Annotated in this window: 13 protein-coding genes; 6 read left to right on the top strand and 7 right to left on the bottom strand. The window is 62.7% G+C overall.

The genetic code is table 11. The features are described from left to right. Nucleotides 1-295: 295 nt before the first annotated feature. The 3 genes from FSY45_RS08195 to FSY45_RS28210 all read right to left on the bottom strand — a co-directional run bounded on the left by FSY45_RS08195 (nucleotide 296) and on the right by FSY45_RS28210 (nucleotide 1737). Nucleotides 296-1252: an AEC family transporter gene (locus FSY45_RS08195; RefSeq protein WP_046460830.1), complete on the bottom strand. Its 957-nt coding sequence runs from the start codon at nucleotides 1250-1252 to the stop codon at nucleotides 296-298. A 138-nt stretch (nucleotides 1253-1390) separates the two neighbouring features. Then, nucleotides 1391-1561 carry a nucleotidyltransferase domain-containing protein gene (locus FSY45_RS27800; protein WP_164091450.1) on the bottom strand — a complete coding sequence of 57 codons (171 nt, stop codon included), beginning with the start codon at nucleotides 1559-1561 and terminating at the stop codon, nucleotides 1391-1393. Between the two features lie 50 nt (nucleotides 1562-1611). Further along, nucleotides 1612-1737, bottom strand: a complete 126-nt coding sequence (locus tag FSY45_RS28210; protein WP_255443245.1) for a hypothetical protein — start codon at nucleotides 1735-1737, stop codon at nucleotides 1612-1614. 144 nt (nucleotides 1738-1881) lie between these two features. Between FSY45_RS28210 and sbcB the strand changes: the two genes are divergently transcribed. Continuing rightward, nucleotides 1882-3321, top strand: coding sequence for an exodeoxyribonuclease I (gene sbcB, locus FSY45_RS08190; protein ID WP_046460831.1), 1440 nt, complete (start codon nucleotides 1882-1884; stop codon nucleotides 3319-3321). A 24-nt stretch (nucleotides 3322-3345) separates the two neighbouring features. On the opposite strand, the gene FSY45_RS08185 is transcribed toward sbcB, so the two are convergent. Beyond that, on the bottom strand, nucleotides 3346-4233 hold the full coding sequence (locus tag FSY45_RS08185; RefSeq protein ID WP_003062744.1) for a LysR substrate-binding domain-containing protein: 888 nt from the start codon (nucleotides 4231-4233) through the stop codon (nucleotides 3346-3348). Nucleotides 4234-4430: 197 nt separating this feature from the next. Here FSY45_RS08185 and FSY45_RS08180 point away from each other — a divergent pair, with 197 nt between their 5' ends. Together FSY45_RS08180 and FSY45_RS08175 are read left to right on the top strand one after the other, a co-directional pair. Continuing rightward, complete coding sequence (locus tag FSY45_RS08180; RefSeq protein WP_003062745.1) at nucleotides 4431-4856, top strand: VOC family protein; 426 nt, start codon at nucleotides 4431-4433, stop codon at nucleotides 4854-4856. 82 nt (nucleotides 4857-4938) lie between these two features. Then, nucleotides 4939-5862: an amino acid ABC transporter substrate-binding protein gene (locus tag FSY45_RS08175; protein ID WP_046460832.1), complete on the top strand. Its 924-nt coding sequence runs from the start codon at nucleotides 4939-4941 to the stop codon at nucleotides 5860-5862. A gap of 37 nt (nucleotides 5863-5899) precedes the next feature. On the opposite strand, the gene FSY45_RS08170 is transcribed toward FSY45_RS08175, so the two are convergent. Next, nucleotides 5900-6520 carry a hypothetical protein gene (locus tag FSY45_RS08170; RefSeq protein WP_003062747.1) on the bottom strand — a complete coding sequence of 207 codons (621 nt, stop codon included), beginning with the start codon at nucleotides 6518-6520 and terminating at the stop codon, nucleotides 5900-5902. 15 nt (nucleotides 6521-6535) lie between these two features. Next, nucleotides 6536-7765, bottom strand: coding sequence for a nucleoside recognition domain-containing protein (locus FSY45_RS08165; RefSeq protein ID WP_003062748.1), 1230 nt, complete (start codon nucleotides 7763-7765; stop codon nucleotides 6536-6538). 134 nt (nucleotides 7766-7899) lie between these two features. Between FSY45_RS08165 and FSY45_RS08160 the strand changes: the two genes are divergently transcribed. Beyond that, nucleotides 7900-8325, top strand: coding sequence for a hypothetical protein (locus FSY45_RS08160; RefSeq protein WP_046460833.1), 426 nt, complete (start codon nucleotides 7900-7902; stop codon nucleotides 8323-8325). A 7-nt stretch (nucleotides 8326-8332) separates the two neighbouring features. On the opposite strand, the gene FSY45_RS08155 is transcribed toward FSY45_RS08160, so the two are convergent. Then, complete coding sequence (locus FSY45_RS08155; RefSeq protein WP_046460834.1) at nucleotides 8333-9475, bottom strand: PQQ-dependent sugar dehydrogenase; 1143 nt, start codon at nucleotides 9473-9475, stop codon at nucleotides 8333-8335. Nucleotides 9476-9662: 187 nt separating this feature from the next. On the opposite strand from FSY45_RS08155, the gene FSY45_RS08150 reads away from it, so the two are divergent. Both FSY45_RS08150 and FSY45_RS08145 read left to right on the top strand, forming a co-directional pair. Then, nucleotides 9663-10367: a YebC/PmpR family DNA-binding transcriptional regulator gene (locus tag FSY45_RS08150; protein WP_003062751.1), complete on the top strand. Its 705-nt coding sequence runs from the start codon at nucleotides 9663-9665 to the stop codon at nucleotides 10365-10367. Nucleotides 10368-10492: 125 nt separating this feature from the next. Beyond that, on the top strand, nucleotides 10493-12367 hold the full coding sequence (locus FSY45_RS08145; RefSeq protein WP_223305643.1) for a hypothetical protein: 1875 nt from the start codon (nucleotides 10493-10495) through the stop codon (nucleotides 12365-12367). The last annotated feature ends 13 nt before the right edge of the window (nucleotides 12368-12380 follow it).

Here is a 12380-nt window from a genome sequence, read left to right as displayed (position 1 = left end):
CAGCTTCTAAGCGACAGAGCCCGAGTCCTCGCCTTCTTCCACTTTGCCGAACTGGATGAGCGCTGTTCCCTGTCTACTGATCTGCGTCATCCCGTCCTGCACTTGGAGCAGCTGCCTGGACGCCAAAGCCCAGCTTTTCTTCAGGACAGGTCGAGATCTGCTCCAACTTTCGCTGGCCGGCTCCTGACCGGTTCACTGCAATGTTTCAGCCGATGCCGGAGTGCCATGCGTCGGCAGGGCAAGACCGAACTCCGATTGAATCAGGGTGGATATACGCGAAGGACTACCTTGATGACTATGTCCCATGCAGGACGTGCAGCAGCATCAGCAGCAGTGGCATGGTCACCAGGGCCAGCAGTGTGGAGAGGGCAATGCTGGCCACCACCTCATCCTCGGCAACCCGGTAGCGCTGGGTGAAGAGCAGTGCGTTGGCACCCACAGGCAAGGCCGAGCAGATCAGCATCACGCCCATGGCCGGGCCGCGCAGCTGAAGTGTCCAGGCGCAGACGAGAAACACAAGTGGGTGCACCAGCGATTTGACCAGCGTGATGCGCATCGCGGGTCGCCAGTAAGCTCCGATCCTGGTGTAGGCCAGCGTGATGCCGACGAGCAGCAACGCCATGGGGCCCATGGCCGAGCCCAGCATCTTGAGTGAGGTATCAAGCACGTCAGGCAGAGGCCAGCCGGTCAATGACCAGAGCAGGCCGGCCAGAATCGGCAAAGGCACAGGGTGGATGATGCTATTGCTCACTGCCTGCCAGACAGTGCGCCCCATGGACCGTTTGTGGTGGGTGTCGTCCGCATGTTGTTCACGGGAGGATGCCAACTCGAACACCATGGTCGCGGCCGTCAGCAATACCAGGGCGTGCACCGAGATCAAGGTGAACAGCGTCACCAGCCCCTGCTCGCCAAAGGCCAGGCCCACAAGCGGTACGCCGATCATGGCTGCATTGCTGAACATGCTGGCCAATCCGCGCGCCGCAGCCAGAGTGTTGAAGCCGTAGACCAGCATCGTTGTCACGAACACGATGATGGCCGATAGGAAATACACGCCAATCGGACGGTAATCCAATTCGCCGATATGGACCTGAGCCATGGTGCGAAACAGCAGTGAAGGCAGAAGCAATAGGAACACAAGGTTGGACATGTCCTTGACTGCTGCCTGCCGCACCAGCCCGACACGCGCCAAGCCAAACCCCGTACCGATCAACGCAATCACCGGTAGTAGTGCCGCTATTGCGGAACCATTCATTCAACTCTCCAACAAAACCGAATCGCTGCTTGCACCTTGCTCCAAGCTTGAGCATACGCACTTCTCGGGCGCTGAGCTTAACTCTTGTGCCTACTCGTTTTCGGAGCCTGCTTTCTCTGCGCGCTATCGCACAACCTGCTAAATGAGCAAGTCTTGGTTGCTATTGGGCGAGGTGAAGCCCCAGCCTGGCTTGCCCGACTCTCCGGCAAGCAGCACCGTCATATCGTGCCTTTGTTGGAGTGCGGCGGCGCGCATGACTTCCAATAGTAGGTGCGCACCCGGAATGGCTTTCTGTTCAATGGCTTGCACGATGGACCTACTTTCTGGCAATGAGGCGTGAGTCCATGTTCCCGCCTCATTCAACCCTTGACCCTGAGGGTATGGTGCACTTCCACCAAGTCCTTCTGGGCGGCCATGACGGCATCGATGTCCTTGACCAGTCGCGCCAGCAAAAGGCCGTGGTCAACGCTGCAGACCGGCTGCACAAATTTGGTTTGAATTGGGAGTAGCTCAAACAATCATATTGATAGCTGCTTTCGCTTTATCCAAAGGCGCTGAAGGCCAGAAAGGCTTTAAGTTGATGGGACTGAGCCGCAAGCCGTGCCGGTTCGCAGGCATACTTCGGGCCCATGGCTCATACCTTCTTCTGGCACGACTACGAAACCTTTGGCGCCCAGCCGCGCTACGACCGTCCCGCGCAGTTTGCGGGCATACGCACGGATGACCAGCTCAACGAAATCGGCGAGCCCGTGATGTGGTACTGCCAGCCGGCCAATGACTATCTGCCAGACCCGCAATCCTGTCTGATCACGGGGATCACGCCCCAGCGGGCGCTGGAGGAAGGGGTTGCCGAGCATGAGTTTGCAGCGCTGATCGAGGCCGAGCTGGCGCAGGCCGGCACGGTGGGCGTGGGCTACAACACCATTCGTTTCGACGACGAGATCACGCGCTTCATGTTCTGGCGCAATCTCATCGACCCTTATGCGCGCGAATGGCAGAACGGCTGCGGCCGCTGGGATTTGCTCGACGTGGTGCGCATGGTCTATGCGCTGCGTCCCGAAGGCATTCAGTGGCCGACCAAGGAAGACGGTACGCCCAGCTTCAGGTTGGAAGACCTGGCCCGCGCCAATGGACTGCTGCACGAGCAGGCCCACGATGCGCTGAGTGATGTGCGCGCCACGATTGCTCTGGCCCGACTGATTCGCGAAAAGCAGCCGCGCCTGTTTGACTTTGCCTTTGGACTGCATAAAAAGGACGGCGCTCTGCGCGAGATGGGCCTGCCCGCCACACAGGAGCACGCGCGCCCGTTTCTGCATGTGACCGGCATGATCAGCCCCGCGCGTGGCTGTCTGGGCGTGATGTGGCCGCTGGCCACCCATCCCACCAACAAGAACGAAGTCATCTGCTGGGATCTGGCGGCCGACCCGGCCGAGCTTTCGGGCATCAGCATCGAAGAGCTGCGCCTGCGCCTGTTCACGCGTCAGGCCGAGCTGCCCGAGGGCGTGACCCGCCTGCCCATCAAGAGCATCCACGTCAACAAGTCGCCCATGGTGGTGGGAAGCCTCAAGACCCTGAGCCCCGCGATGGCCGAAAAATGGGGCGTGGACATGGAGCTGGCGATGCAGCATGCGGCGATTGCCCGCGACCTGCCCGACATGAGCGCGCAATGGAAGGCCGTGTTCACGCGCGAGGCAGGTGAGCCGTTGGATGCCGACCAGGATCTGTATGGCGGCTTTGTGGGCAATGAAGACCGCCGCCGTCTGGAGCGCATCAAGCGCCTCTCGCCCCAGGAGCTGGCGCTGGACAAGACCGGTTTTGATGACGCACGCCTGACTGAGCTGGTCTGGCGCTATCGTGCGCGCAATTTCCCGCAGACGCTGGATGCCGACGAGCAGCAGCGCTGGGAGCAACACCGCGCTGCCTGCCTGATCGAAGGCCAGGGCGGGGCGCGCACGGCGGAGCAGATGTTCTCCATGATCGATGCGCTGTCGGAATCCGTGGACGAGCGCGGCGAGGAGATTCTGGGCGACCTCTACGACTACGGCAGCAATCTGGTTCCCGAAGGCTGAGCACCGCCGGTCAACTGAGCCGCATTAGTGCTCCTGCGGCAGGGCGCACCGGGCAAGCTTGGTGAGCAGGGTGATAAGCACCCGCGCCGGCTCGCTCAGGTGCCGCTCGGCGCGATGTACCAGGCCCACGTCGCGGTGGAAGGTGTGCGCCCCCAGGTCGATGGCACGCACGGCCGCGGGCCAGCGGCGCTGCGCCGTGGTCTGGGGCGCCAGGGCCACGCCCACGCCGTTGGCCACCAGCTTGACGATGGCTTCCAGCTCGTCGGCTTCGCACACTTCCTTCAGCGTGAAGTGCATGCCGCGCAGGAAACGGTCCACCTGCCGGCCGCCGAACGAGGTCCGGTCATAGCGTATGAAGGGCTGACTGGCCAGCAGCTCGGCCCAGTCGTCGCCCCGGGTGGCGCGCGGCACCAGCAACCGGAAGGGCTCGTGCGCCAGCGCCGTCCAGCGCAGATCGCTTTGCAGCGCAAAGGGCGGGCGTATCAGCGCGGCCATGTCCAGCTCGCCCGCATCCACCAGATTCATCAGCTGCAGCGATACGCCGGGAATGATGCGTGTGCGGCATTGGGGGAACTGCTGGTGGAGTCTGGCCAGCGCATCGGGCAGCAGGGAGCGCTGCAGAGATGCGATGGAGCCCAGTTGCACTGAAATGCTGGCGGGCTGCCCTTGTGCCGAAGAGCCCAGGTTGGCGTACAGACGCAGCAGTTCCTGCGCCTGCAGCAGCACCTGCTGCCCCATCTTGTTCAGACGGGCCGTGCGGCCTATGCGGTCGAACAAGGCGAACCCCAATTCACTTTCCAGGCGCTGCATCTGTGCGCTGACGGCAGCCTGGGTCAAGCCTATCCGGTCGCCCGCCGCGGCGAAGGTGCCTTCGCGGGCCACGGCGATGAAGGTGTTCAGCTCTTTCAACATTAATAAATTTTATTTGTGTATTTGGAAAAAATATATTGATTTTGTTTTTTATCAAGGTTTTTTACGATGGCTGCAGTCTCAGGCATGCGCCGGGGCCCGCAGCGACGCCGGGCATCGAGGTCCAACGCAACCAGGCCTTGCCTGCAGGCTTTTCCCGACCCTTGACTCGACCCCATAACGATTTCCGGAGTTTCCCCATGAGCCTGTCTCCCTTTCACTTGGCCATTCCCGTGTATGACCTGCCCGCGGCGCGCCGTTTCTATGGCGAAGTGTTCGGCCTGCCCGAGGGGCGTTCCAGCACGCAGTGGGTGGACTTCGACTTCTACGGCCACCAGTTGGTGATCCACGAGCATCCCAAGACCACAGCCCAGGACAGCGCCCACACCAATCCAGTCGACGGCCACGACGTTCCGGTGCCGCACTTCGGCATCGTGCTCGCATGGCCGCAATGGGAAGCCTTGGCCGAGCGCCTCAAGTCCTTTGGCACCGAATTCGTCATTGAGCCCTACATCCGATTCAAGGGCCAGGTGGGCGAGCAGGCCACCATGTTCCTGCTCGACCCCTGCGGCAATGCGCTGGAGTTCAAGGCTTTCAAGGACATGAGTCAGCTGTTCGCCAAGTAGGCGGTGAATTGCGTCCGGGCCTGTTCCAGCAGCGCCCGCAAAGCGGTGTTTTTCTCCAGGCAAGAACAAAAAGGATTGAGCGATGAAAGTCACATTGAGCCATATCGTCATGGGTGCGGCAGCCTGTCTGGCCGTCGCAGCGCAGGCCGAGACGCTGGACAGGATCAGGGATACGGGCGTGGTGACCATGGGCGTGCGCGAGGCCTCGGGCACCATGTCCTACACCTTGGGCAACGGCAAGTACGCGGGCTTCCATGTGGAGCTGTGCGAGAAGGCGCTGGCACGCATGCAGCAGCAGTTGAAGCTGCCGCGGCTGGACATTCGCTACCAGATGGTGACGGCGCAAAACCGCGTGCCCCTGGTCGCCAACGGCACGGTGGATGTGGAATGCGGCACCACCACCAACAATGCGGCGCGCCAGAAGGAGGTGGCGTTCGCACCCACGGTCTACATGGAGGAGGTGCGCACGGCAGTGCGCAAGAACTCGGGCATCACCGAGGTGGCACAGCTCAAGGGGCGCAACGTGGCCGCGACCACGGGCGCCACGGCCGTGACCCTGCTCAGGCGCTTCAGCAAGGAAAAGGGCGTGGACTTCAATGTGCTGATGGCCAAGGACAATGCCGAATGCTTCATCCTGCTGGAGACGGGCCGCGCGGATGCCTGTGTGGCGGACGGCCAGATCCTGGCGTCGGGACTGTCGCGGCTGCGTGATCCGGGGCAGTACGCCATCGTGGGCGAGCCCTTCAGCGTGGAGCCCATTGCCATCATGCTGGACAGGAAGTCGCCTGAATTCAAGAAGCTGTTCGACGCCCAGATCCGCGAGATGGCATCCAGCGGCGAAGTGGCCGCGCTCTACGACAAGTGGTTCATGAAGCCCGTGCCGCCGACGGGAGTGGCCATCAATCTGCCCGCATCGGAGGCGACGCGCGCTGCCTGGGCCGCTCCCAGCGACAAGCCGCTGGAGGACTATGCGGCGGTGCGCCTCGTGGTGGGCCGCACGCAATAGCGTCAGGCCATGGCGCGAATGACGACGCCCGCCCGTCCTAGGCCACGGCCCGCTGCAGATTGCTGCGGGCCTGTTGCTCCAGCAGGGCGTGGAAGTGCGAGGTGGCGTAGATGGTCTTGCGCTGAAGAAAGCCTTTGAGCACCTGCCTGCGCTTGAGCGCATAGATGGGGCGCGGCACCCAGGCGTATTCGGCACGCACCTGGGAGTCGTACTCGGCAAACCGGTCGGGGGCGGCACCGAGGATGGCCAGGTCGATGTCCACGAGCAACCGGGCTTCATCGTCTTCGGGCGTGGATTCATGACAGGTGGCCATGATCAGGGCCTGCACGCGCCTGCAAGCGGCCTCGTCCACGCCGCTGTTGCCCAGGACTTGGGCCGCCCAGCGTGCGCTGCGAAGCTCATTATCCTTGCCCTTGACGTCGTAGACGGCGTCATGGAACCAAAGCGCGATCTCTACTTCGCCAGGGTGCCGGGCCTGGTACGCCACGGTTTCGAAATGCGCCAGGCATTCGCTCAGATGCTGCAGCGTGTGATAGTGGCGCTGCGGCTCGGCATAGGCGGCCAGCAGGGCCTGCTTCAGGCCTTGGGGCGGTGTGGCGTGAAGCGTCTGCCAGGCACGCAGCCAGGAGCGCTCGAAGAGATGATCTGAAGCGGTCATGCTGCTTCCAGGATATCAACCAAAAAAGTGGTAGCAAACCACGATGGCGGCGACCACGCCGGCCAGCTCGGCCACCAGTGCGCAGGGTACGGCATGGCGCGCGCGCTGAATGCCCACGGCACCAAAGTACACGGCCAGCACATAGAAGGTGGTTTCGGTGCTGCCCTGAATCGTGGCTGCAGCCAGAGCCGCAAAACTGTCCACGCCCTGGCTTTGCATGGTCTCGATCAGCATGGCGCGCGCCGCGCTACCGGAAAAGGGCTTGACCAGCGCCGTGGGCAGGGCATCGACAAAGCGGGCATCCATGCCCAAAACGTCCACCGTCCAGCGGATAGCCGACAGCGCATATTCCAGTGCCCCCGAGGCGCGAAACACGCCCACGGCGCAGAGCATGGCGACCAGATAGGGCAGAAGGTTCCTGGCCACATCGAAGCCCTCCTTGGCCCCCTCGATAAAGCTGTCGTACACGGCCACCTTGCGCAGCGCGCCCAGGCCCACAAACAGCACGATCAGCGCAAATAGCGTGAGGTTACCCATGAGCGAGGAAAGCTGGGCCAGCGCCGCCGCGCTGAGCGTGGCCAGAAAGGCCATGAAGGCTGCCAGCGCCAACCCCACGGGCACCAGATAGGCCAGCACCACGGGACTGAACAGGGGCAGCCGCTGCACGAGTGCGACGCTGAACAGGCCCACCAGCGTAGAGGCGGAAGTGGCCAGCAGAATCGGCAGAAAGACCAGCGTCGGATCGGCCGCACCCTGCTGCATGCGGTACATGAAAATGGTGACCGGCAGCAGCGTCAGTGACGAGGCATTGAGCACGAGAAACAGGATCTGCGCATTGGTTGCGGTGTCGGGCTTCGGGTTCAGCTCCTGCAGAGCGCGCATGGCCTTGAGGCCCATGGGCGTGGCCGCGTTGTCCAGCCCCAACCCGTTGGCGGCAAAGTTCAGCGTGATCAGGCCCAGTGCGGGATGACCGCGCGGCACCTCGGGCATGAGCTTGGCAAACAGCGGACCCAGCATTTTTGCCAGCCATTCGACCACGCCCGCTTTTTCTGCAATGCGCAGAAAGCCCAGCCACAACGTGAGCGTGCCAAACAGCAGCACCATCACTTCGACGGACAGCCTGGCCATGGCAAATAGAGCCTGCACCATGGATGAGAACACATCTGCCTGACCGCCCAGCAGCCACTGCGCGAGCGCAGCTGCCGCTGCCACGAGAAAAAAACCGAGCCACAAGGCATTGAGCATATAAGCGCCTGTTCTGTACTGCAGCCGATTGTGGCGCGAAACCGGGGCAGCAATGGCACACTGTGGCTCCTTGGTTGCCCGGGAGAGCATGGCGGGCCCTCAGATGTTTTGAATCAGACAGGGACAGTGGACGGATGACAGCAAAGCAAGTTCTCTGGGAGCAGCCCTATGGCAAGGGGCTGGCCCTGTTGATGTGTCTGTTCGGTTTTCTTGGCCTGATGAGCGGCTGGATGTTGCTGGAGGCCGATTTTTCGGACGGCTGGCGTACTGGTGCCAGGATCCAGTGGGCTCTGGTGCTGCAGGCCATGCTGGCGCTGAATTCGGCCATGTGCTTCACGCTGGTGTGGCTGCTGTGGACGCGCAATCGTGCGGCTCTGCTGCTGGGCGTTCTCTACGTGGTGCTCGGCGTGGTCAGTCAGGCTGGCATGTTCTGGTATGTCAGCAGGCTCGGCAGCCAGGTCGATATGCTGTCGCTGGGCTTGTGGTTGGGAGAGGCCATCTTCTGGTTCTGCATTGTGGGCTATTTCTACTGGCTCAAAAGCCGCGGCGTGCTGCGCTGATCCGAACTCAAGGCTTTGCCAGCACACGCAGCAATTGTCCATTGGATGAATCGGTGAGCAGGTACAGCAGACCGTCCGGTCCCTGGCGCACATCACGTACGCGCTGGCTCAGGCGCGGCAGCAGCACTTCGGTGGCGGTGACCTTGCCATCGGCAATCTGCAGGCGCTGCAGTTGCATGGCCTTGAGTGCACCCGTGATGAAGGAGCCTTTCCAGGCCATGCCATAGCGCTCGCTGCTCAGATAGGCGAGCCCCGAGGTGGCAATCGACGGTACCCAGTAATGCCGGGGTTGCTCCATGCCCGTCTTTTCGTTGATGCCGGCACCGATCTTGCCGCCTCCATAGTTTTCGCCATAGGTGATGACGGGCCAGCCGTAATTCTTGCCCGGCTCGATGCGGTTGAGTTCATCGCCGCCTTGCGGGCCATGCTCTGTCATCCAGAGTTCGTCATCCGGCCCCAGTGCGGCGCCCTGGCTGTTGCGGTGGCCATAGCTCCAGATCTCGGTCAGCGCATCGGGCCTGCCCCCAAAGGGGTTGTCGCGAGGCACGCTGCCATCCTTGTTGACGCGCACGATCTTGCCCAGATGGGTCTGCAGATTCTGGGCCTCCTGCATGGCCTTGTAGCGCTCGCCCAGGCTCAGAAACAGCGAGCCGTCGGGCTTGCCGTTCACCTTGCGTTCCACGATGCGGCAGCCGAAGTGCAGGGCCGAATCGATCTTGGGACGCTGGCTGAAGAGAATCTGCACGTTTTCCAGGGCGCTGGCATCGGCCGAGAGTCGGGCTTTGGCCATGGCCGTGCTGTTCTTGCCCCGGTCCGCACCCTGACCAGGTTCCGAGAAGCAGAAATAGAGCTGGCGGTTGCTGGCGAAGTCGCTGTCCAGCACCACATCCAGCAGGCCGCCTTGCCCGGAGGCGGCGATGGCGGGAAGACCTTTGAGAGGGGCGTTGAGCCTGCCCCCGGCCTCCACAATGCGCATGCGGCCAGGGCGTTCCGTTACCAGATAACGTCCGTCCGGCAAAAAGGCCAGTGCCCAGGGGTGCTCCAGCCCCGTTGCCACGGTTTGCGTGCTCAGCTCGGCGGCAGCCAGGGCCTGCGAGCCGAGCAGGGCCAGCACACTGCAAGCGAGGGCGTGAATGGTGATGCGGTGCATTTTTTCCTCCTAGGTGGGCGGTGAGCCGCTTGCTGTTTGTCTGTATTTATGACCCGGACTTGATGCAGTTTGCCGACAAAAGATTGCGCGCAGGTGTATAAATCCGGCTTTTGCTCGCCGATGTTTTGGCGGGCGGCTTGCGTGTGCATAGCGCGGGTTTTGACAACATTCAACAAGGAACGCAGCCATGGGCGCGCAATGGAAAGCAAAGGGCAAGGCGCTGGTCGCCGATGCCAAGGGTAAGCTGTTTGGCAAGCTGGTCAAGGAAATCATGGTTGCTGCGCGCCTGGGCGGTGGTGATCCCGCAGCCAATTCGCGTCTGCGCATGGCGGTGGAAGCGGCCCGCAAGGCTTCCATGCCCAAGGACACGCTGGATCGTGCCATCAAGAAGGGGGCCGGCGTTGGCGCCGACGCCGTGAACTACTCCAGCGTGCTGTTTGAAGGCTATGCCCCCCATCGCGTGCCCGTGATGGTGGAGTGCCTGACCGACAATCCCAATCGCACGGCTCCCAATATGCGTGTCTGCTTCCGCAAGGGCCAGATGAGCGCTGTGGCCTGGGATTTTGACCATGTGGGCATGATCGAAGGCGAGCCTGAAAACGGCGCCGACGTCGAAATGGCCGCCATCGAAGCTGGCGCCCAGGACTTCGAGCCCGGTGAAGAAGAAGGCACGACGCTGTTCATTACCGATATTGCCGATCTGGACGCCGTGAGCAAGGCTCTGCCCGCGCAAGGCATCAAGGTGCTGTCGGTCAAGCTGGGCTACAAGGCCAAGAACCCCATCAGCATGAGCAGCCTGTCTGCCGAGCAGCAGGAAGAAGTGCAGGAATTCCTGGCCGGTCTGGAAAACGACGACGACGTGCAGCATGTCTACGCCGGTCTGGTGGACTGAAGTCATTGCCGTCTGGCAAAGAGAGCGGCCCTGGGCCGCTCTTTTTTTTGACTTTCCCCTGGCCTGCGGGCAGGCAGCGGTTTTCTATACTGCAATGCTGCTGAACTGCCTTGTGGATTGCCTTCATGTATTTTTTGCCTCGCATCCCCGCGCCTGTTTCTCTGACTGCCATGGCGGTGGTCTTGCTGCTGTCGGGCCCCGCGCCGCAGGCGGCCGAGCCTGAAAGGCAGACGGGGGTTGCGCGACAGGCGGATTCGCCTGCCGAACAGGATTCGCCTTTTTTCAAGCAGCGCCGTGCCGTGGTCGAGGCCGCGCAGGGCAAGCGTTGGGACGATGCCGTTGCCCAGGCGCGCAAGCTGCTGGACATGACGCTGCCACGCGGCAATCCTTACGAACAGCTCGATGCATCGGGTTTGCTCTACGCCTTGCTCTATCAGCAGGGACAGTATGCGCAGGCCGTGTTGCAGACCGACCGGATGATGGCTCTGGCCGCGGCCGAGGGCTACGACCCGGTCAGCGGTCAGATGCAGGCGCTGATACAGCGCGGTCTGACGGCCGCCATGATGGCCGGCGATCAAGGCGCACTGACTCGCTATCTGCAGGCGCTCAAGCAGGAGTCCAAGGCTTTTGGGCCGCTGTGGCAGTGGAATACGGCAGACCAGCAGCTGCACTACCAGGCCGCACAGCTCAGCGTGCCGCTGGTGCAGGGGCGCTGGGTGCTGGTCCAGCTGGAGCCGACCAAGGATCGCAAGGATGTCGCGAGCCTGGAGTACGTCTATCTGAAACCCGATGGCAGGCGCCTGCGGGTCCGCATGCGGCTCGGTTATGACGATGGTCTGAAAGACATGGACGCTGCAGCCAGGCAGAAGTCGTTGCAGCAGGAGCGTGGCATTTTTGCAAGCGAGCAGACGCCAGAGCCTGGGCTGAGGCTACCGGCCCTGCCGTTCGGCGACGCTGTGCAAAGCCAGCAGGCCAGCCGCGAGAAAAGAGAAGAGGGGAGGCCCGACATCCTGCATCTGGACTGGGGGCTGGTGCGCGGCAACTGGAAACTGAGCCTGCACGCCGAGCAAATGGACAGCGAGCGTGACAGCGCACTGCAGCAACTGCCCCAGCTGTGGCAGGCCATGCAATGGCCCAAAGCGCCCGAGCTGCCGCCAGAGCTACCGCGCCAGGAGCGCGAGGTGAGTCATGCCTGGCGGGTCGATGACGACTGGCCCAGGGCCGGTCAACTGGCCCGCGCGGCCTTGGCCGATGCCCAGTTCCCTGCCGAGCTGGCGCGCCTGAGTACAGTGGCTGGGATCTCGGCCTTCAAGGCCGGTCAGCAAGCCGAGGCTGGCCGCTATCTGGATCAGGCACTGAAGGCCTGGCCCTATGTCAGCCTGTTCAGGCTGGAGTCCGAGCTGGTGGACCTGGCCCAGCAATATGGGGCCGAGCTGGCGGCGCGGCAGGGCCGCGACGCCGATGCCGCGCGACTGATGCGCCAGTACCTGCGCAATGCTGGCGGGCTGCAGAACATCTGGGTGCAGGCCAGTGACCCGCAGGTGGCCGACCTGGAAAACCGGCACACCGGCATGGTGCTGCCCATGCGTGCGGCGGGCTTTCATCTGCAGGAGCCTAAGGATTCGCAGCGCGTGATGTACCGCGATCTGATGACCGGGCAGCAACTGGGTCTGACCACGGAGCTGAAGATCCCCGAGTCCGACGAAGCGCAGGAAAAGCTGCTGCGTGCAGCGCTGGAAAAGCAGTTCCGCTTGAAGGCCGGGAGCTTGAAAAAGCGCAGCTTCACTGCGCCGACGCGGTCCAGGGACCGCCGGCCTGAAGGCCGCCAATGGACATTTGAAGTGAGCCCGCAGGAGAGCAGGTCGGGCGCAACCCCCATCAAGCACGTCGTCTTCTGGATCGTTGACCAGGGTGCAAGCCGTGCCATCCTGCGCGCCTCGGTGGGAAGCCCGCGCGAGCAAACCCGGGCCGAGCAGCTGGCCCAGGCGCTGAGCTGGTAGCTTTTTAACTATC

Origin of the sequence: Comamonas sp. Z1 (assembly GCF_008121555.1) — a bacterium.
In the GTDB taxonomy this organism is placed as follows: Bacteria; Pseudomonadota; Gammaproteobacteria; order Burkholderiales; family Burkholderiaceae_C; genus Comamonas; species Comamonas thiooxydans.
This window is presented reverse-complemented; position numbering and strand designations above follow the sequence as displayed.